Here is a 19,612-nt window from a genome sequence, read left to right as displayed (position 1 = left end):
GACGTGCGACGCTCAAACGGCAGGCTTCGCCGCAACCCGCCTTAGCTAGCGTGAGATGGGGCGGATGGGGGTCTGGGGCAAGAGGTTTCCGGCTCATACCATCGTCCGTGATGCTGACTCACGTGGGGGATTCCCAAAGCGGCGAAACTATGAATCTATGTCTTCGGGTTGGAGGGCATTGTCATGGGTGCAGCGATTGGATTGCGAGACGACTTTGATGCAGCGGGCTTGAGGCGACTGGCGCGGACGACGAAGAGTGCGAACCAGGGACGCCGACTGCTAGCTTTGGCTGAAATCTATGATGGCGCGAACCGCAGCGATGCCGCGCGCATCGGCGGAGTGACCCTGCAGATCGTGCGGGATTGGGTGATGCGGTTCAACGCCCGAGGTCCAGCCGGCCTCCTTGACGGCAAGGCCCCAGGCAAGCCGCCCTTGCTGAATGATAYCCAGCGCCAAGCGCTCGCGGAGGTCGTTGAAAGTGGACCGATACCAGCGATCCATGGAGTTGTGCGTTGGCGGCTGATCGACCTGGCGCGGTGGCTTCATGACGAATTTGGGGTGTCTCTGACGGAAACGACCGTAGGGCGAGARTTGAAAAAGCTGGGCTATGTCAAATTGACGGCACGCCCACGTCACCATGCCCAGAACGAATATGCGATGGAGGACTTCAAAAAGGGGGCTTTGCAGCCGAGCTGGCAAAGATYAAAGCCGCCCTCTCGCGCGACACGCCCATAGAGGTATGGTTCCAGGACGAGGCCCGTATCGGCCAGAAAAACAAGATCACCCGCCGCTGGGCCAGGCGCGGCACCCGGCCTTCAGCGCCCAAGGATCAGAGGACCAAATCAGCCTACATGTTGGGCTACGCCCGCCTTCGGCCCGGCGTTATCTGCCCTGAGCTTGGCAAGGGCGCTGGCTTGGTCCTGCCCTTCTGTAATACCCAGACCATGTCGCTGCACCTGGCGGAGATATCGCTCGCTATCGAACCAGGTGCCCACGGCGTGCTGCTGATGGATCAGGCCGGATGGCACATGACCGGGAAGCTGGAAGTACCCGATAATATCAGCATCGTTCCGGTGCCGCCAAAATGTCCTGAACTCAACCCGGTCGAAAATATCTGGCAATTCATGCGCGATAACTGGCTATCCAACCGCATCTTCACGTCCCACGACAACATCGTCGACCTTTGCTGCGAAGCCTGGAACAGGCTGATCGATCAGCCCTGCTGGGGTGGACGGCCTCCGTATGGCATCAGAATGTGCCAGAGTGAGTCGTTAGATTTCGATCGAAGGAGACCGCCCATGGAACAGATTATCCGCATTGGCATGGATACGTCAAAACATCTCTTTCAGCTGCACGGTGTGAATGCAGCGGAACAGCCGATTTTGCGCAAGAAGCTGCGACGCAAGGAAATGATCGACTTCTTCCAGAAGCTGCCGTCAACGGTGGTCGCCATCGAGGCGTGCGGCGCCTCACATCATTGGGCCCGCCTGCTGGGCTCGTTCGGTCATGAGGTGAAGCTGATCGCACCACAATTGGCAAAGCCGTACGTGAAGCGCGGCAAGAATGATGCCGCCGATGCCGAGGCGCTGTGCGAGGCCATGAGCCGCCCGACAATGCGCTTCGTGCCGGTAAAGACCGCAGAACAGCAGGCAGCGCTAATGCTGGTCGGAATGCGCGACAGGCTGGTGAGAAGCAGAACCCAACTCRCCAATGCGATCCGCGGCTACGCTGCCGAGTTCGGACTAACCACAGCCAAGGGCATATACAAGATCGAGCCGCTGCTCGAACGCACTGCAACCGATGAGACCGTTCCGACATTGGCACGCGAACTCTTCGCGTTGCACGCCAGCGAATACCAACAGTTGGAACGGCAGCTTGAAGACGTCGAGGCAAAGCTACTAGCATGGCACCGCAAAATGAGTGCAGCCGACGCCTGGCCCAAATTCCAGGCGTCGGGCCGATTGGCGCATCGCTTCTCATGATGAAAACGCCCGCCCCGGAACTCTTCGCGTCGGGGCGTCAATTTGCAGCTTGGCTAGGCCTGACCCCGAAGGATCACTCAACCGCCGGCAAAGCAAGGCAGGGCGTTATCACGCGCGCTGGCGACGAAGCATTGCGAAGTATACTGGTGGTCGGGGCCACATCATTGCTTCGACGTGTCAGGGATGGAAGCGGAAAAAATGCCACGCCCTGGCTGCTCTCCATGCTCAAACGCAAACCGCCCAAGCTGGTGGCCGTGGCATTGGCGAACAAAAATTGCGCGGATCGCTTGGAAAATGATGGCCACCGGCGAAACTTATCGAAAAAGCGTCGTGCTATCAGAGTTGAAATGCACGGCATAAGAGATCAGGCAGCGATGGTGAGCGGACARTCAGAGCTACCATCCTGAACTGATGCGTGAACTTGCAAGAAACAGCAGATGGTGGATCGATCGATCCGAGACGCGTGATAGCCCGTATGCGCCAGTGGCCGTTGCAGGTCGCAGCCTTGTTTGGAACTCGTGTCGCGGAAACCATCTTGGCCAGCGTTCATGTGCGAACGCACCCACAGGCCGGACATATGAACGCAAGCGATCCGATCAATATTATCTGCCAAATCTTGCAGGGAGGGGGCCGTCCACATATGGCGCATCATGACAATTGGACGCCGCAAATGGGCACGTGGGTCGTGATCAATGCAGGTTGGTATTACACATGGCGCAGCAAGCTGCGACAGGCTCCTCACCCCGTTCAGCGATACACTCTGCCGGGACGATGCGCGGTTCGTCGATGCCGTCCGCGCCGCCTCGCCCATAATCGCGGAATCTGCCGACCTCGCGCGGCGTTTCTACGCCATACTGATCGGACGCGAAGCCGTAGAGTTCGAGCCATGGCTCGCCCAGGCACTTGGAAGCGCCATCGCTTCGTTCGCGCGCGGCCTCCGGCGCGATATCGATGCGGTGCGCGCCGCATTGATTTTACCGTGGAGCACTGGACCGGTCGAAGGCAAGATCAACAAGCTCAAGCTGATCAAGCGTTCCATGTACGGCCGGGCTGGCCTCGACCTACTCCGGGCGCGTATCATGGCATGACACCTGCACCAAAATTGCGGGAGAGCCCCGTTCCGGGGAAAATTACAGTGCCGTTGACAACACCGCCGCGTTCTGGCTGATGTGGCGCATCCCGCAGGAAATCCCCAAGGCCACCGCGCCCAATACCACCACTCTGGCCACCGCCGAGTTCACGACGCTGCGCGTGCGGCTGCTCAAGGTCGCCGCCCGCGTCATCAAGAATGCCTCACGCATCCGGGTTGCGTTCGCATCCGCCTGCCCCGACGCCGCCCTCTTCCGGTCTATCGCCCTCGCGCTCAGGCCCACTCCGGCATAGCCGACGCGGCCGCGCCGCCGAAAGCCTCAACCCCGTCCATCAACCTTGCAAGCCTCTCGACCACCAGCGATGCAACAGGCGCAGCGGACACGCTCGCCTTGATCAAGCCGACAGTGCCGTCGGGTGCCAAACGCGACCAAATACGGCACCGTCATGAATGCGAGGGGTTAAATCGCCACGCGTTCGCCTGGCGATGCTCATTGGCGCGATCTTACTGCTCACTGGTCTCCTTGACGTCCGGCGAGATCCTCGTCGCCCCAGATATTAACACCGACATTGTCGTTTCCGGCCCGCCTGCTCACATCATTCGAACAGCGGAAAGCAACAGTCAATCGCGCAGTCCGTTCCGGATCCGTTCTACGAGTTTGCCGCTTTTCAACCTATGACGTCAATGGGCCTTTTAATGACCCTGGCTGAGTGCAGAGTACTCAACCATCAGGACGATTGCCGATTCCGCTACCGCCATCACTGAGCAGCACAGTGCCAGTCATGTACGAAGAGTCCCGGCGCGAAGCCAAAAGCGCGTAAAGACCAGCATGGTCGGCTGGTTCGGCTATCCGCCCGAGCGGGGTCATGCTGGAAATCATTTCGTCAAGCCCGGGCATCTGTTCCATCTTCATTTCTGCAAAGCCACCCGTCTGAGTACCGCTGAGTGGGGTCCGGGTCCCTCCCGGTGCAACGCCGTTAACCCGGATTTCGGGTGCCAGTTCCCAGGCCAGTTGCTTGATCAGCCCGAGTACTGCGTGCTTAGAGGCGACGTATAGCGTGCCGCCGCCTCCGGTATAATAACTCGAGGTCGAGGCCGTGAAAATGATGCTTCCCTTAACCTTCCTGAGTTCGGGGATGGCGGCGCGGGCACCAAGAAAATAACCCTTCAGGTTGACGTCGAAGATTTCGTCGAAGACCTTGCCGAGTTGCTCGGGATCCTGCTGTTCGAGCGGGACCATAAAATCCCAGATCCCAACGTTCCCGACAAATACATCGAGCTTGCCGAAAGCCGCCACGGTTTCCGCCACGGCGCGGGCATTGTCTGCATAGGAACGCACGTCTCCCGCCACGGCCACCACGCTGTCCCCATGCCGCGAACGTACGAGTTCTACCTGCTCATCGTCCTTGACCAGGACGCCAACCTTGGCGCCCTCCTCAATATAACGCGCGACCACCGCCGCCCCGATCCCGGTGGCGCCACCGGTAAGTAGCGCCACCTGTCCATCAAGCCTGTTAGACAATTTTCTCTCCTCCGCCTCCGGTTATCGATCAGTATGGGATTAATGATCGAACATCCCGGTGCGACCTTCTTGCAAGTTCACCACGACCGACTTGGTCTGGGTGTAGTGGTTGAGCACTTCATGGCTGAACTCACGACCGAACCCGCTCTGCTTGTAGCCGCCGAGTGGCATGTTGGCCTTCAGATTGTAGTAGCGGTTGATCCACACCGTGCCGGTTTCGAGCTTGCGTGCCATGCGGTGCGCGCGCGCAATGTCGCGGGTCCAGATACCACCGGCTAGGCCGTAATTGGTATCGTTCGCCACCTTCATCATGTCGTCTTCGTCCTTCCAGCTAATCACGCTGGTAACGGGGCCGAAGATCTCTTCACGCGCAATACGCATCGAGTTGTTGACGTTGGTAAAGACCGTCGGCCTGATGAAGTTCCCATCGGCAAGCTTGTCGTTGCGGCTGCCGCCGGTCAGAACGTTGGCGCCTTCTTCCGTCGCCAGTTCGAGGTAGCTTACGACCTTGTCCATCTGCATCTGGGACGCCTGCGCGCCGAGCTGTGTGGCGAAGTCGAGCGGGTCGCCCTGGCGAATACCTTCGAGTGCGACCTTGAACTTGGCGAGGAATTCATCCTGGATCGACTCGTGCAGGAACAGTCGCGATCCGGCCAGGCAAACCTCGCCCTTGTTGAGCACGGTCGACATCGTGGCGCTTTCGACCGCGGCATCGATATCGGCATCGGCGCAGACGATGTGCGCGGACTTGCCGCCCAGTTCCAGCGTCTGCGGGATGATATTGGTGGATGCATACTGCATGATCCGACGGGCTGTCCCCACCGAACCGGTGAAGGCGACCTTGCGGACGTCCTCATGAGTCACAAGCGCCTCTCCGACGTCGGCACCATAGCCGGTGACCACGTTGATCACGCCGGGGGGCAGAAGATCGGCCATTTCCACGAAGAATTCGATCACCGAAAGGCAGACCGTCTCGGCGGGTTTAAGCACAACCGTGTTACCCGAAGCGAGCGCGGGCGCGATCTTGCAGGCCATCATCAGCATCGGAACGTTCCACGGGATAATCTGCGCGCAGACCCCCAACGGCTCGCGATGAACGATGCCGACGGCATCGGGATAATCCATGGTCTGGCCATGGAGGCCGTACGCAGCGCCCGCGAACAATTCGAACTGGCCGATTGCCTGGGGCATGTCGAAATGCATCGATTCGCGGATCGGTTTGCCGTTGTTCAACGTTTCGAGCGTCGCGTAATGCTGATGCCGTGCCTTGAGTCGGCGCGCGACCTCGATCAAAATTTCCTGGCGTTCGGCGGCCGAACTATCCGCCCACTTCGGGAAAGCAGCCTTCGCGGCGGCCACTGCGCGCTGGATATCCTTGGCATTGCCAGCCTGGATTTTGGTCAGCACCGCCCCGGTGGCAGGGTTAATCAGGTCGATCGTCTTTCCGCTATCACTGGAAATCCACTCGCCGCCGATAAAGTGACCGTATTCACTCTTAATTCCGTACTCGTTAGTACCACTTTTCAACTGTGTAGCCATTGCATCTCTCCTTAGAATTCATACAACTTCGATCAAAAGGTCGCTCACCGGAAACACTCTGCAGGCAAGGGCAAAGCCCGCCGCACGCTCGGTCTCCGAAATCTTCGCCACGCTCATCTTACCGGTCGTGTAATCTCCGCCGACCACCCTGACCCTGCAAATTCCGCACCCGCCGCCACGGCAACCAACGCCGATATCGCTCGATCCGCATCGCTCCATGGCAAGCAAGATCCGCTCGTCCTCACCGCAGCTGAACTCTCCGCCGCCGACGATCCGGATCCGGTGCAGCCCGGTTGTCACGCTATACCTTCTCAGCTGCCTTTGCAGCCGCTTTCGCCGCAAAGGACTGTCCGCCGACCGCGAAGTGGCCGCTCGGCATCTCGCGCAAGATAATGCGAACTGATTCACGCGGCGCCCCAATCGAAGTGATGGCAGCATCGGTCAGGGCTTGGATCAGCCGTTCTTTGTCGTCCGTCGATCTACCCTCGAGCATGTTGACCTCGATGATTGGCATTCACGCCTCCACCTGAAACATTACGGCACCAAGCCCCTGGATACTCGTGCGGACGGTTTGACCGGGCGCGAGATTGGGAGCGGCGGTGATGCCACCTGCCATCACGATGTCGCCTGCTGAGATTTCTTCTCCGCCTTCAGCGACAAGTCGCGCTGCGGCGACCAACGACCGCAAGGGGTGGCCGAGAATAGCTGCAGTCGAACCGACCTCGATCACATGGCCGTCGATTTCGAGAATAACCCCGAGGTTCGAGAAATCCTTGGCCGGATCGTTCCATTGTCCGATCACAAGGCCAGAGGACGAGGTGTTGTCGGCAATAACATCGGACAAAGCGAACTTGAAGTTCTCGTACCGGCTATCAATGATTTCCATTGCCGGAGCAATCGCTTCGACCGCCGCCAGCGCCTCCATCGCTGTGACCTTTCCGGAAAGCGGTGCCTTCATAAGGAAGGCCACTTCCGGTTCAACCCGTGGGTGAACGAAACGTGCGCGAGACATCGACGCGCCTTCCTCGATCAGCATCGCGTCGGTCAGGCGGCCCCATGCCACCTCGTCGACCCCGACCTGCAGCATCTTGGCCCGGCTCGTCAGACCCATCTTGACTCCGATTCGGCGTTCACCGCGGCTGAGGCGACGATCGACCGACAGCTTCTGCACCAGATAGGCATCTGCCACACTCAGATCGGGTTCGGTATCCGTGAGTTGGGGCGTTGCGCGCGCATGAAGCGCCGCGCTGTCCAGAATTTCCGCGTAACGTTCAATCTTGTTCATTGCCATCGCCTATGCTGCCCGCACAGAAACGAGATCGAGCGCAACATCGACAATCATGTCTTCCTGCCCGCCAACCATACGCCGCTTACCCAGCTCGATCAGAATTTCGCGGGTGTCGAGGCCGTATTGTTCGGCCGCCTTTTCCGCGTGACGAAGGAAGCTTGAATAGACACCGGCATAACCCAGGCTCAGCGTCTCGCGGTCGACCCGCACCGGGCGATCCTGAAGCGGACGGACCAGATCTTCTGCTGCGTCCATCAGCGCCATCACGTCGCATCCATGGTTCCAGCCCTTTCGGTCGGCCGCAGCAACGAACACTTCGAGCGGAGCATTGCCCGCTCCCGCGCCCATCCCGGCGAGGCTGGCGTCAATCCGCACGGCCCCTTCCTGAGCAGCAACGATCGAATTCGCGACACCGAGCGACAAGTTGTGGTGGGCATGCATGCCGCGCTGGGTTTCCGGCTTGAGCACGCGGTCGTAGGCCCGCAGCCGTTCGCGCACACCGTCCATGTCAAGCGCGCCGCCGCTGTCGGTCACATAAACGCAGTGCGCGCCGTAGCTTTCCATCAGCAAGGCCTGCTGGGCCAGCGCCTCGGCGTCGATCATGTGGCTCATCATCAGAAAGCCCGATACATCCATGCCCAGATCGCGGGCGATACCGATATGCTGCTTGGCAACGTCTGCCTCGGTGCAATGGGTCGCGACCCGCACCGAGCGAACACCCAATGCGTAAGCGCGGCGAAGCTCTTCGACAGTGCCGATGCCAGGCACCAGCAGCGTGGTCAGCACCGCCCGTTTGATCACGTCGCTGCCGCCTCGATCCATTCCCAGTCGGTGTGAGAGCCAAAGCCATAATTGAATGACGTGCCGTTGAGACCATCGCCGTGCGACACTTCGATGGCGTCGACACCGGCATCGTCCAGGGCCTTGGCGATCGTGCGGACGCTGTCAGTGCCATACATGTGAAGGATGGCATGCATCCCGTCACGCAGGGTGACATCTTGGATGTAAAGCTTGCCGGTTTCAGGGTTGAAAGTCATGCTGCCACCCTTTCTAGGTTCTGCAGTGCAATCCGCTCGCCGGCCGCCTTGGCCGCAGCGGTCATAATGTCGAGGTTGCCGGAATATTTTGGCAGGTAATCGCCCGCCCCCTCTACCTCGAGGAAAACGCTGGTCTTGAGACCGACGAACTCGCCGTAGCCGGGAATTTTCAGCGGATGGTTGGAACCAAACCGTTCAAACTGCACCTCCTGCTTGAGGCGATAGCCGGGGACGTAGGACTGGACGGTCTGCACCATGTCCTGCACCGACTGGCGGATAAGATCCTCATCAACCTGATCGGTCAGCGTGAAGATCGTATCGCGCATGATCATCGGCGGTTCAGCCGGATTGAGGATGATAATCGCGCGTCCGCGGCGCGCTCCGCCGACGACCTCGATCGCCTTAGCGGTGGTCCGGGTGAACTCGTCGATATTGGCGCGGGTGCCCGGCCCTGCCGAACGCGATGATACCGATGCGACAATTTCTGCGTAATGGACAGGACTCACGCGTGATACCGCTGCGACGATCGGGATGGTCGCCTGGCCACCGCAGGTGACCATGTTCACGTTGCGGACGCTGCTATCGAGCACATTTCCTACCGGGGGCACGAAAAACGGCCCCAAAGCAGCAGGCGTCAGGTCAACGACCAGCTTGCCGTCCTGCTGCAGCACGGCATCATGCTCCTTGTGGGCGTAAGCCGAGGTTGCATCGAAGACGATTCCGATCTCCGGATAAACCGGCAGCTTGCGCAGCCCGTCCATCCCCTCATGGGTGGTCGTCACACCGCGCTCGCGGGCCATCGCCAGCCCCTCCGATGCTGGGTCGATGCCGACCACCGCAGCGAGTTCGAGCACATCCGAACCCTTGAGCATCTTGATCATCAGATCAGTACCAATATTGCCTGAGCCGATGATCGCACATTTCATCTTGGCCATACGCTTGCCTTTCATCCAATCTTCAGTTTCAGTCCGCGGCGAATTCTGCGCGAACTGTTCCAACTCCATTGATTCTCGCCTCGACGACATCGCCGCGGTTTACCCCGGCCATCGGACCGAGCGCACCAGACAGGATCACGTCGCCTTCAAGCATCGGCCGACCGACCCGCGCCATGACCCGTGCCAGCCACAATGCTGCGGTGATCGGGCTGCCCAGGCAGGCGATACCAGCGCCGACCGAAATGGGTTCGCCCTTGATCTCCATCACCATGCCGCATTCACGCAGATCGAGCCCATCGAGCTTGCGCGGAACCGCGCCCAGCACGAACAGCCCGCTCGAGGCGTTATCGGCCACGGTGTCCCAGATGCGGATGTCCCAATTGGCCACCCGGCTGTCGACGATCTCGATGGCCGGCACGACATATTCAACCGCGCGGATCATTTCTGCGGTCGTCAGATCGGGATGCGGCAGGTCGCGACCGATGACAATCGCGATCTCGGCTTCGACCTTGGGCTGGATCACCTGATTGAGCGAGATCGGTATGCCTTCGGGCACGTCCATATCGGCAAACAGCATGCCGTAATCGGGCTGGTCGACGCCAAGCTGCCGCTGGACCGCAAGCGAAGTGAGGCCGATCTTGCGGCCTACCAGTCTTCGTCCGCTGTCGACATAGTGCCGGGTATTGACCTCCTGCACGGCATAGGCAGCATCAACCCCGCCCGCGAAATGAGATCGCGAACCGGCGCCACGGGTGTTCCGCTTGTCGCAGCTCCACGCAGCATTTCGGCGGCTTGTTGAATGACCCGAGGGTCTATCGTGGTTTCCATGGTCATAATCTCAGAGCTTCACGCAAATGTTTGCGGTTTCGGTGTAGAATTCGAGGCTGTGGACACCACCCTCCCGGCCGATCCCGGAATGGCCAGACCCGCCAAACGCCGTGCGCAGATCGCGCAGGAACCAGCAATTGACCCAGCACACACCGACCTGCATCGCCGCTGCCACCCGGTGCGCGCGCGAAACGTTTTCGGTCCACACGGTCGCGCACAATCCGTAGTCGGTGTCGTTGGCCAGCGCGATAACCTCGTCTTCGGAGTCGAACGGGATTACCCCGCAGCACGGACCGAAGATTTCCTCCCGGATCACCGTGGCATCGTGCGCAAGTCCGGTCCACAGCGTCGGCTCCACGTAGAAGCCGCCCGCCTGATCGCCTTCGACTTTCGGAACGCCGCCGCCGGTGACAACCGTCGCCCCTTCTTCGACCGCTTTCGCGTAATAGCCTAGCACCTTATCGCGGTGCTCTGCGCTGCTCAACGGCCCAAGGTAGGCCGGATCGCCCATGGAACCGGGCTTGAATGCCTGCGCCGCCAGCGTCATCCGCCGGACGAACTCATCGAACAGAGGCCGCTCGACATAGACCCTCTCTGTGCCGAGACAGACCTGCCCGGTGTTGAGGAAGACCGAGCGTGACAGGCCCTCAATCGCCTTGTCGAGATCAGCGTCGGCGAAGACGATCGCCGCATTCTTTCCGCCGAGCTCGAAAGAAACGTCGCGGACCCCGACTGCAGCCTTTTGCATGATCGCCTGCCCGGTTCCGGTCTCGCCGGTAAAAGTGATCGCATCGACATCCTTGTTGGAGGTCAGAAACTCGCCTGCCGAGCCGCCGCCGAAACCATGGACGACGTTGTAGACGCCTTGGGGCATCCCCACCGCGTTCATGACTTCGCCTAGTAGCGCTGCTGTTCGGGGGGTTTCCTCCGAAGGCTTGACCACCACTGTGTTTCCGCAGCTAGCGCCGGTCCGACCTTCCAGGTCATCAGCAGCAACGGGAAGTTCCACGGGCAGATCACCGCGATCACGCCCTTGGCCTTGCGCACGGCATAATTGATCGCCTGCCCACCATCGGGCGTCGGCGTGGTGAAGGATTCACCTGGCATCGTCGCGATAACGTCCGCGAACATGCGGAAATTCGCCGCGCCGCGAGGAATGTCGATGTGCGAAGCCACGTGACGGGGCTTGCCCGTATCGGCCACTTCGGCATCGAGAAAATCATCCGCACGGCGCTCGATTTCGGCGGCCACCGCGACGATCAACTTAACCCTCTCGGCAGTCGTCATCTTGCCCCAAGGACCATCAAGAGCCGCTTTAGCGGCCGCCACTGCATCGGCGACATCGGCTTCGCTTGCCTCATAAACCGTGCCGATTGTTTGTCCCGTTGCCGGATTGACGTTGTCAAAGGTCTTTCCTTGGCTGCCCTTGCGATAGGAACCCCCAATGAAATTGAGTATGTGGTCGGCTACAGGTCGAGGCGAATTGGTAGTCATTTGATTTCTATCGTCCCAATGTATTATTGCACTGGCCGCTCACTGCTGCTCTGCGCCGATTGCGGAGAGGCCAGCGTTGGCGCAGGCAATGTCGAGTTCTTCAGATCCACCAGAGACGCCGATTGCACCGACGAATTCGCCATCGATAACGATGGGAAGTCCCCCGCCAAACATCACGATCCCCGGCTGAACGGTTATCCCGTCGCTCAGCGCCGGATTGCCTGAAACCATCTTGTACACGTCAGGCGTCGCAACCCGAAAGCTGGCGGCGGTATAGGCCTTGTCCTGGGCAATTTGTGACGAGGGAAAGGGTGTACCGCTCGCGCGCAGCAGAGCCGCCAGTTCGCCTCCTCCACCGATGATGGCGGCAACGACCGGGTAACCGGCTTCCTCGCCCTTGGCGACGGCGGCCGAAACCGCTTGTGCGGCCAAGCCGTGTCCGATTGTCCGGATTGTCACCAAACCGTCCATGATCAGGTGTTTACCGTCATGAAGCGTTCGTTCAGCGCCTTCTCGTAATAGAAGATCGCCTTACCCGCGTTTTCTGCCTGCCACATACGGCGCGGGTTGTCGGGGTAATAGATATAGCCGCCGCTGAACGTCTCGTTGCGGTTGCCCGACGGATCGAAGAAATAGATCGTCTGGCCGCGAGTGATCCCGTGGCGCGTCGGGCCGATGTCGAGCGAAATATCGTAGCGACTGATAATGTCAGCCGCGTGCCCAACATCGTTCCAGGATTCGAGGTTGAACGAAGTGTGGTGGATCCGGCCATCTTCCGGATAACCCAGAAAAGCGACATCATGGGCCTTGTTGCTGCATGAAAGGAAGATACCGAGACGTGCCCCGGTACTTTCGTCGACCAGTTCCTCGGTTACTGAGAAGTCGAGAACTTCCACGAAGATCTTGGCGCTCGCCGAGATGTCCACGCCGTTGAGCGCGCAGTGATCAAAGCGGGTTGCCCGCATGCCACGCGGTTCGGCTATCCAGACATCAGGATTGCGGACCGCCGGCCCGGTTTCGGACAGCTCCATTTCTGCGTATAGGTCAAACACATGCGCGGTCGGCGCGTTGAAGCGGATTTTGCGTCCGACACCCGGATCTTCGCCAGCGGGAATGACATCGACGTTCACTCCCGCATCGAGCAGGCGTTCGGCAAAATGATCAAGATCGGAGTCTTTCGCGACCTTGAACGCCATGCGGTCAAGCCCAGCGGTATCGGCTTCGCGCAGGATAATGCTGTGGCGGTCGAATTCGTCGAACGCCTGGAAAAAGGCACGCCCATCCTCGACGCTGACGAGATTGAGACCAATCCGGTCACGATAATGAACAATAGCCTCATCGAGATCGAGGACCCGCAGTTGCACATATCCAGGGCGGATTACACCGGTCAAAGCCATTTCAGTTCTCCTTGCATGCGTCAGCCCTTGAGGCCGTTGCTGAAAAATTCAGACACAACTCGGTTAAAGCTGACCATGCGCTCAATCTGGACCCAGTGCCCGCATTCGCCGAACACGTTCAAGTCAGCACGAGGCAGCAGCGTTGCCAAGCGCACGCTCGACTCCAGTGGAATAACCTCATCGAACCGGCCATGCAGCACCAGCATTTCGTGTTGCAGCGCCGCAATGTCTTCTTCGCGGCTTGCCAGCATCGCGATATTGGCTTGACGGTCCGCGCCGCCAAAGGTCGCATGATACGGTTCCTGTGCACCAGGACGCATACTTGCTTCGTATCGCGACTTGATCAGATCGTCGGTCAGCCTGCTGTGATCCCAGGCAAGATATTCGAGCGACGAGCGCATGGCCTCGACCGAGGGAACATAGCCCCAGACCTCATCGAGCGCTGGCGTGATCGGGAACTCAAGACCGGCCGGTCCCATAAGGACCGCCCGCTCGACTCGATCAGGATGCGCGATCGTGAAAGCCAGCGCAATGCCGCCACCGAACGAATTGCCCACCATTGACACCTTGTCGATGCCAAGCCCGTCAAGCAGGGCGGCAATCTGGTCGACCCAGATCTGCTTGTCTTCGATACGGCCCTTGGAATCGGAATAACCAAATCCGTACATGTCCGGCGCAATCACCCGGAACTGTTTTGCAAGAGCTGGCATATTGAGCCGCCAGTTAGCCCATGCCGTGACACCTGGTCCCGATCCATGGATAAGCACGACTGGCGGCCCTTCGCCCACATCATGGTAGTTGGTCACACTGCCATCGACTACCAGCGACTTGCCAATCTCGGGGCGTGGATCTTCTTTCGTTGCGGTGACCATATCTCTCCCGATCGCGCCTTTACCGCCTTCAAGCCTAAGCGCCTCCCGTCATCTTGACGGAAAACATTATAGGCGGGCGCTAGAATCATTTTCAGCTTTATTGCACAAAACAGAACGCGTTGGCAATTAGCGAATGCATTATACTCGCCGTATACCTGCGAGCGGTGCGCGAGCTACCTCATGCTAGGCCTTCGGCCTTTAGCGCTGCACCCACAGCGGGACGCTGCGCGATCTTGCCGGCATAAGTGCCGAGCGCGGGATATGCAGACATATCGATGCCCACATGTCCGGGCCATCCAAGCATCACGAATAGGTAGATATCGGCGACGCTGAACGAATCTCCGACGTAGTGATCGCGTCCGTCCAGCTCCTTGTCGAGCGCTGCCAGGTGATTCTTGACCAACACCGCGGCCGCCGCCTTGACCTCATCGGACGTTCCGGGAGTGAACAGGGGCACAAAGGCCTTGTGGAATTCCGAGCCGAGAAAGCTGAGGCGGCTCAACAGCTGATAGCGCTCAATGCTGCCCTCGGCTGGCGCCAAGCCGACTCCGGGATTTTGATCGGCGATATAGAGCAGAATTGCTGGGTTCTCGGTCAGGCTCTGACCGTTGTCCAGGGTCAGCGCAGGTACCTTCCCGGATGGATTAACGGCCAGAAAATCGTCGCCTGCTTCGGTTTTGCGGGTTGAGAGATCGACCTTGACCGCCTCGAAATCCGCGCCGGCTTCGCGCAGGGCAATATGCGGTGCAAGCGAACAGGCGCCCGGACTGATGAACAACTGCATTGTGTTTCTCCTCTTGTCTTTTGTCGGTAAAAAATTACGGCCGTCAGATCGGGGTCGCCAGCAGGGTCGCGATCCGATGGGTGTCGTAGACGCACGTCCGGCTAATCAACCTTGCCGCGCCATCCTTGACCAGCAACCTGTCGATATACTTCCCGGCATTATAGATGCGCGTTTCACCGTCATTGCGGGTTTGCAGCACAGCATAGCTGGCCTCCGCCGTCACCGTGTTCCCGTCGCTCCCGGTCACCACCGCCCGAGAGATTAGATGACGACTGAATTGTTCGGGGAACACGTTGGCATGGCGCAGGGCCACCACGCGATCAACCAGCATCCCCTTGCTATCACAATACATCACTGCGGCAGGCAGGCCATTGTCGACATTCTCGCGAGCGATCACCTGGTAGAGGCAATCTTCAACAAAGAACTCGGGCCAATCTTCAAGGCGCCCGTCATCGAGGCATAGGCCGTAAGCGGCGTTCAGGGAATCGATCAGACCTTGCAGAACGGGATCGGCGATTGTCATGCTGGCACCCCCACTGTCGAGGCCGACAAGGCATCACCCATCAATTCCAGATACCCTTTCCAGAATCCACGCACGGCGTTCTCATCCATGCCCATCGGCGCGTAATATTCGCGCACATCGTCGCCACCCATTTCGATGAAATTAAACTTGCCTTCCGCCCCGATGGTACCCTGCTGGCAAAGCTCGACCGCTTCGCCGTCCTCCATCGATATCAGCCCGGAGGGCCCAACAAGATTCAGGTTGCGCAGGCGGTGCCGCGTTGTTTCCTCATCATCGTCGCATAGCCAAAGTAAGTCCAGACCAGCTCTGTCTTGTCAGGGCCAAGCGTCACGATCTGACGGGTCGCCAGCGTGTTCTGGATTTGCTGCAACACCACGTTGGGGAACAGCGACTGGATGTGCAGCCCCACATCGTCGTCAATTTCGGGCCGGAATTGCAACAGTCTTTCGTCCTGCAATTTCGTAGCTCCTTGCATCTCCCGATTGGCTTCGTCGCCGAACGACGTGTAATCGATGTCGCCCTTGGGCTTGGACACGGTAAAGACGTTATGGAAGCCCTGCTCGGTAAGTTCCCCCGCGCTGTCCTGGCTTTGGCGGTAAATGCCGAAGGTCGGGTAGAAAAGATGTAGCAAGGCTCCGTGATAGCTATCACGGCTGTTTTCGGAATAGAGCTTCCAGTTGCCAGACATATACTGACGCGCGTAGCCCAAAACCTTGATCGGGCGATGAAAAACCCGGTCGATATATTTGCGCATCACGGGGCCTAGAAAATCTTCGAGCGGCTCTATCTCGGACGAAAACGTGCCGAAAACCATGCCCTTGTAGCTCTCAACCCGCAGCTTCTCGAGCGAGTGATTGGCCGGATCGAAATCCTTGTCATAGCCGCCGACGCCCTTCATGCCGCGCCGGAACGGCACGCCAACCAGCGTTCCTTCGGAATCGTAAGCCCACTGGTGATAGACGCAGACGAAAGCGCCATCGGCCTGGTTACCGCGCAGCGAGCGGCACACGGTTGCCCCCTTGTGTGCGCAGCGGTTGACCCAGGCGAAAATCTTGCCGTCCTGACCGCGCACCAGGACCACTGGTGTTTCACCGACATGGCTCGTCCGAAAATCGCCTGCATTGGCAATTTCGGCTTCTAGTCCAAGGTAACACCAGGTGCGCCCTTTGAAGACGTTGCTCTGTTCCGCAGCGAAGATTTCGGGGTCGTGATAGACCTTATAGTCGATCGCCGTGGGGATTGATCGCTGGGCCTCAACCCGTGCTTGAGTGTTCATTTCGCTTCTCCTTCAAGTTCAAATCCCTGCCCAGATGCGAGCCGCCCACAGGTGCGCATCGCGCTGAGCATCATCGCCGCGTCCGCCTTGCCTGAACCGACAATGTCGTAGGCGGTGCCATGGGCGACCGACATGTGGAGATAGGGCGGCCCCATTATGATTACGCAGTTGCCCGAAAATCCCCAGGTCTTGACCGCAATATGGCCCTGATCGTGGAACATCGCGAGAACCATGTCGTAACGGCCCTCGATGCACTGGCGAAAGACCGAATCCGGCGCGACCGGTCCTTCAACGGCGATGCCCATGGCCTTGGCCCGCTCGACACCCGGCACGATGGCCAGTCGTTCCTCATCGCCCATGGCGTGGGGATTGAGCCCGGCAACCGCAATGCGCGGCTTGGCAATGCCCCAGGACCGCATGGCATCATTCACCTGACCGATGGCCTTGGCCACCAGATCAGCGGAAATGACATCGATCACCTGACGCAAGGACAAATGATCAGTAAGATGCGCAACCCGCAAGGGGCCGGTCAGCAAAACGAGATAGCTCTCGCCGGGCGTGGGGCTGATAACCTTGTCCAGCTTGCCGGCCATCTTCAGCGAACCGGTACTGATCGGTCCCATGATCGTCGCCGCAAAGGATCCGTCCCGCGCCAGCGCATCAAGCTCATCAAGCCATTGCGCCGTCGCGTGCCCCGCCGCCTCAGTGTCTTCGCCCAGCGGCAGAACCCCGGCAGGCAAGGCACCCGTGTCGATCACATCAATCACGCCCGGATCGTCACTGGGCGTCTCGAGCGACTTCATGGCACGCACGCGTGCTTTGACCCCAGTCATGTCGATGGCCCGTTCGACGGCCGCGGACGACCCGACCAGAACCGGGACCGACACCTCGTGAACCTGCCCGCTCGCAAGCGCCTTGACCGCAACCTGCGGACCGATCCCGGCAGGGTCGCCGATCAGCGTTCCAACGACCGGCCGTGCGCCAAGCGAACCCATTGGCCGGTCAGATACTGTAGACATCGAGCATCGTCCTTGCGACGTCGTTGATCACGATCGTCTTCTTGCGTTTGATCACAAAGGAATTTCCTGCTGGCGCAAGGTCGTAGTGCGCGGATCCGCTGTAAACGGTGACATCTCCCTCAAGCACCGAAGTGACGGTCCATGAGGTTCGCACCTGCAAACCAGCAGCGGTATCCTCGACCGACAGCAGCGTGAACATATGCTGCGTCCGTGGAGCAGGCGTACTGGATGAAGACCGACCGGTCCGGATGCGAAACACCCGATCTTCCAGCCCGCCCCGGTTATGATAATAGATCAGCGAGATTTCACGCTTCGGATCGGCGGTCAGGCGTTCACTATCATCCCAGGCAGGCACCCAATATTCAGCCTCCTCGTCGTAGAGCGACAACCAGGAATCCCAGTCCTTCTCGTCCAGCGCCTGGGCTTCTCGCCCAAGGAAGCGCAACACCGACAGCCATTTTGCATCGACGTCATTCACAAAACCGGCTCCTTGTCCCCAAACGCCATCAGTTCAGCGCCTTCGCGATCGATCGCCGAATTCATACGGTTCACCCACTCATCATGGATCGCGACATAAAGGCCTTCGTCAGCCACGGAGGGACTGCTGAGGACGGCGTCCACACCCAAGCCTGCACCAAAATGTCCAGCGTCCTTCTCCCACCTTGTGGCGCCACGCGACATGTCGTTCATCCGGCCTTCACCGGCAGCGAAACCGGCCTGGCAGTTGTTGAACTCGGTCAGGTCATCGGGCGTCGCCATGCCGCTGGCGTTGAAGAAGTCTTCATACTGCCGAAGCCGCAAGGCCCGGGCCTCAGCACTCTCACCAACAGGCGCGATGCAATAGGTCGTGACTTCCGTTTCATCGACCGAAATCGGGTGAATGATTCTGATCTGGCTACTGCTCTGGTCCATCAAGAACACATTGGGGAAAAGTTGGAGATTGCGGATCCGCTTGTTCATCCACAACGACTTCTCCTCTCCGTGATTGGCAGTCAGCCAGTCAAGAATTTCAAAGTTCGGCCGGTCAATGAAGTTGGCGTAGTCCATCCACAGGACTGCATGACCATTCTCGAAAGAGAATGACCCACCATCCTGTCGATTGTAATTGGCCAAATCGATAGCTTTCGTATCGTTCTTAGATACGCCCAGCACACGCCTTTGAACGGTCATGAAGTAGTTCGCATGCACAGTGCTGACGTGGTATCCGTCCAGACCGTTTTCAACCTGCAACTTCCAGTTGCCCCGATAACGATATCGGGTCGCGCCAGGGATTACCTCAAGCTCTCCGGTCTTGGATTGATCGACCAGCAGATCGATGAACTTTTTCGACCCTGCAAGATAATCCTCAAGCGGCAAGACGTCGTCGGAAAGGCTGGCGAAGATGAAGCCGCGATAGCTTTCAAGGCGCGCAATTTGCGGCAGACCAAGATCAGCCTTGTCGAATCCAGGCGCGTAGCCACCAGCCGCCTCTTCCGTCACATCAAGCAAATCGCCTGCCGATGAATAGGTCCATCCATGGAACGGGCACATGAAATTCTTTTTATTTCCGGCCTTTTCACGGCAGACGCGCGCGCCCCGATGCGCGCAAGCATTCACCATTCCGCGAAGCACCCCCGTCTTATCACGGGTTATAATGACAGGCACTCTGCCAATTTTGGTTGTGATAAAATCGTTGGGCTTAGCGACCTGACTTTCATGCGAAACGAACACCCAGTTGCGTTCGAAGACATACTTAAGCTCAAGCTCGAAAATCTCGGGGTCGGTAAAAGCTGCACGATCTACTTTATAGACGCCGCGCGTTTCATCCTTGGCCAACCAGGATTGGAGCCGTCCCCGCAGGACCTGCAGGTTGGCGATACGCCCAACCAGTCGTTCTTTCGCGTTCATTACCTGTCTCTCCCGCATCGTCCTTTTGACCCGACGTCGCTTCTGCGATCAATTGGCCCCGGCGCCATTGCAAATGCCGGTCGCTGAACAGTTACCAGTTCGCCAATCACCTGTCGGCGAATCAACCAGCCAATGCCAG

General features: G+C 59.1%; 17 protein-coding genes and 6 pseudogenes. 4 read left to right on the top strand and 19 right to left on the bottom strand.

Features of this window, described 5'->3' with window-relative positions:
* Positions 1-183: 183 nt before the first annotated feature.
* The 4 genes and pseudogenes from BF95_RS26515 to BF95_RS15775 all read left to right on the top strand — a co-directional run.
* A pseudogene (locus tag BF95_RS26515) lies at positions 184-1,220 on the top strand (IS630 family transposase); the annotation flags it as partial.
* A gap of 78 nt (positions 1,221-1,298) precedes the next feature.
* Positions 1,299-2,342, top strand: a pseudogene (locus BF95_RS15785) (IS110 family transposase).
* A 332-nt stretch (positions 2,343-2,674) separates the two neighbouring features.
* Positions 2,675-3,070 (top strand): ISL3 family transposase, encoded by a 396-nt coding sequence (locus BF95_RS31125; protein ID WP_043152440.1) that lies wholly within the window; start codon positions 2,675-2,677, stop codon positions 3,068-3,070.
* A gap of 58 nt (positions 3,071-3,128) precedes the next feature.
* Positions 3,129-3,365 (top strand): annotated as a pseudogene (locus BF95_RS15775) (transposase); the annotation flags it as partial.
* A gap of 428 nt (positions 3,366-3,793) precedes the next feature.
* Here BF95_RS15775 and hcaB read toward each other — a convergent pair.
* The 19 genes and pseudogenes from hcaB to BF95_RS15685 all read right to left on the bottom strand — a co-directional run bounded on the left by hcaB (position 3,794) and on the right by BF95_RS15685 (position 19,473).
* A complete protein-coding gene (gene hcaB / locus BF95_RS15770; protein WP_043152437.1) occupies positions 3,794-4,594 on the bottom strand; it encodes a 3-(cis-5,6-dihydroxycyclohexa-1,3-dien-1-yl)propanoate dehydrogenase in 801 nt (266 codons plus the stop codon).
* A 39-nt stretch (positions 4,595-4,633) separates the two neighbouring features.
* Positions 4,634-6,133 (bottom strand): aldehyde dehydrogenase family protein, encoded by a 1,500-nt coding sequence (locus BF95_RS15765; protein WP_043152435.1) that lies wholly within the window; start codon positions 6,131-6,133, stop codon positions 4,634-4,636.
* Positions 6,134-6,151: 18 nt separating this feature from the next.
* Positions 6,152-6,433, bottom strand: coding sequence for a 2Fe-2S iron-sulfur cluster-binding protein (locus BF95_RS15760; RefSeq protein ID WP_043152434.1), 282 nt, complete (start codon positions 6,431-6,433; stop codon positions 6,152-6,154).
* Position 6,434: 1 nt separating this feature from the next.
* Positions 6,435-6,647: a 2-hydroxymuconate tautomerase gene (locus BF95_RS15755; RefSeq protein WP_043152433.1), complete on the bottom strand. Its 213-nt coding sequence runs from the start codon at positions 6,645-6,647 to the stop codon at positions 6,435-6,437.
* Positions 6,648-7,418, bottom strand: a complete 771-nt coding sequence (locus tag BF95_RS15750) for a 2-keto-4-pentenoate hydratase (RefSeq protein ID WP_043152431.1) — start codon at positions 7,416-7,418, stop codon at positions 6,648-6,650.
* A 9-nt stretch (positions 7,419-7,427) separates the two neighbouring features.
* Positions 7,428-8,458, bottom strand: a pseudogene (dmpG, locus tag BF95_RS15745) (4-hydroxy-2-oxovalerate aldolase).
* Positions 8,455-9,393 (bottom strand): acetaldehyde dehydrogenase (acetylating), encoded by a 939-nt coding sequence (locus tag BF95_RS15740; RefSeq protein WP_043152460.1) that lies wholly within the window; start codon positions 9,391-9,393, stop codon positions 8,455-8,457. The pseudogene dmpG and the gene BF95_RS15740 overlap by 4 nt, the downstream one beginning before the upstream one ends.
* Positions 9,394-9,421: 28 nt before the next feature.
* Positions 9,422-10,227: pseudogene (locus tag BF95_RS15735) on the bottom strand (fumarylacetoacetate hydrolase family protein).
* 4 nt (positions 10,228-10,231) lie between these two features.
* Positions 10,232-11,715: pseudogene (locus BF95_RS15730) on the bottom strand (2-hydroxymuconic semialdehyde dehydrogenase).
* 39 nt (positions 11,716-11,754) lie between these two features.
* Positions 11,755-12,147, bottom strand: a complete 393-nt coding sequence (locus tag BF95_RS15725) for a GlcG/HbpS family heme-binding protein (protein WP_235209796.1) — start codon at positions 12,145-12,147, stop codon at positions 11,755-11,757.
* A 41-nt stretch (positions 12,148-12,188) separates the two neighbouring features.
* Positions 12,189-13,112 (bottom strand): catechol 2,3-dioxygenase, encoded by a 924-nt coding sequence (locus BF95_RS15720; RefSeq protein ID WP_043152429.1) that lies wholly within the window; start codon positions 13,110-13,112, stop codon positions 12,189-12,191.
* A gap of 20 nt (positions 13,113-13,132) precedes the next feature.
* Complete coding sequence (locus BF95_RS15715; RefSeq protein ID WP_043152428.1) at positions 13,133-13,984, bottom strand: alpha/beta fold hydrolase; 852 nt, start codon at positions 13,982-13,984, stop codon at positions 13,133-13,135.
* A gap of 178 nt (positions 13,985-14,162) precedes the next feature.
* Positions 14,163-14,768, bottom strand: a complete 606-nt coding sequence (gene gstA / locus BF95_RS15710; RefSeq protein WP_043152427.1) for a glutathione transferase GstA — start codon at positions 14,766-14,768, stop codon at positions 14,163-14,165.
* Positions 14,769-14,811: 43 nt separating this feature from the next.
* A complete protein-coding gene (locus BF95_RS15705; protein ID WP_043152426.1) occupies positions 14,812-15,291 on the bottom strand; it encodes an aromatic-ring-hydroxylating dioxygenase subunit beta in 480 nt (159 codons plus the stop codon).
* The gene (locus BF95_RS29350) at positions 15,288-15,497 is read right to left on the bottom strand and encodes a hypothetical protein (protein ID WP_235209795.1); all 210 of its coding nucleotides are present in this window, start codon (positions 15,495-15,497) and stop codon (positions 15,288-15,290) included. Before BF95_RS29350 ends, BF95_RS15705 begins: the two co-directional genes overlap by 4 nt.
* Before the next feature lie 29 nt (positions 15,498-15,526).
* The gene (locus BF95_RS15700; RefSeq protein WP_235209794.1) at positions 15,527-16,567 is read right to left on the bottom strand and encodes a Rieske 2Fe-2S domain-containing protein; all 1,041 of its coding nucleotides are present in this window, start codon (positions 16,565-16,567) and stop codon (positions 15,527-15,529) included.
* A complete protein-coding gene (locus tag BF95_RS15695; protein ID WP_051520063.1) occupies positions 16,564-17,586 on the bottom strand; it encodes a PdxA family dehydrogenase in 1,023 nt (340 codons plus the stop codon). Before BF95_RS15695 ends, BF95_RS15700 begins: the two co-directional genes overlap by 4 nt.
* A complete protein-coding gene (locus BF95_RS15690) occupies positions 17,570-18,064 on the bottom strand; it encodes an aromatic-ring-hydroxylating dioxygenase subunit beta (RefSeq protein ID WP_051520062.1) in 495 nt (164 codons plus the stop codon). Before BF95_RS15690 ends, BF95_RS15695 begins: the two co-directional genes overlap by 17 nt.
* On the bottom strand, positions 18,061-19,473 hold the full coding sequence (locus BF95_RS15685) for an SRPBCC family protein (RefSeq protein ID WP_043152422.1): 1,413 nt from the start codon (positions 19,471-19,473) through the stop codon (positions 18,061-18,063). Before BF95_RS15685 ends, BF95_RS15690 begins: the two co-directional genes overlap by 4 nt.
* Between the last annotated feature and the right edge of the window lie 139 nt (positions 19,474-19,612).

The organism is Sphingobium sp. Ant17 (genome assembly GCF_000588875.1).
Classification (GTDB): domain Bacteria; phylum Pseudomonadota; class Alphaproteobacteria; order Sphingomonadales; family Sphingomonadaceae; genus Sphingobium.
The sequence above is the reverse complement of the archived record's forward strand: the minus strand, read 5'-3'. Positions and strand labels throughout refer to the sequence as shown.

Bases quoted from the DNA above. Each gene is read 5' to 3' on its own strand.
- BF95_RS15765 (WP_043152435.1), bottom strand. From the start codon at position 6,133: ATGGCTACACAGTTGAAAAGTGGTACTAACGAGTACGGAATTAAGAGT.
- BF95_RS15750 (WP_043152431.1), bottom strand. From the start codon at position 7,418: ATGAACAAGATTGAACGTTACGCGGAAATTCTGGACAGCGCGGCGCTT.
- BF95_RS15720 (WP_043152429.1), bottom strand. From the start codon at position 13,112: ATGGCTTTGACCGGTGTAATCCGCCCTGGATATGTGCAACTGCGGGTC.
- gstA (WP_043152427.1), bottom strand. From the start codon at position 14,768: ATGCAGTTGTTCATCAGTCCGGGCGCCTGTTCGCTTGCACCGCATATT.
- BF95_RS31125 (WP_043152440.1), top strand. From the start codon at position 2,675: ATGCAGGTTGGTATTACACATGGCGCAGCAAGCTGCGACAGGCTCCTC.
- BF95_RS15715 (WP_043152428.1), bottom strand. From the start codon at position 13,984: ATGGTCACCGCAACGAAAGAAGATCCACGCCCCGAGATTGGCAAGTCG.
- BF95_RS15740 (WP_043152460.1), bottom strand. From the start codon at position 9,393: ATGGCCAAGATGAAATGTGCGATCATCGGCTCAGGCAATATTGGTACT.
- BF95_RS15755 (WP_043152433.1), bottom strand. From the start codon at position 6,647: ATGCCAATCATCGAGGTCAACATGCTCGAGGGTAGATCGACGGACGAC.
- BF95_RS15700 (WP_235209794.1), bottom strand. From the start codon at position 16,567: ATGAACACTCAAGCACGGGTTGAGGCCCAGCGATCAATCCCCACGGCG.
- BF95_RS15705 (WP_043152426.1), bottom strand. From the start codon at position 15,291: ATGACAATCGCCGATCCCGTTCTGCAAGGTCTGATCGATTCCCTGAAC.
- BF95_RS15695 (WP_051520063.1), bottom strand. From the start codon at position 17,586: ATGTCTACAGTATCTGACCGGCCAATGGGTTCGCTTGGCGCACGGCCG.
- BF95_RS15685 (WP_043152422.1), bottom strand. From the start codon at position 19,473: ATGAACGCGAAAGAACGACTGGTTGGGCGTATCGCCAACCTGCAGGTC.
- BF95_RS29350 (WP_235209795.1), bottom strand. From the start codon at position 15,497: ATGGAGGACGGCGAAGCGGTCGAGCTTTGCCAGCAGGGTACCATCGGG.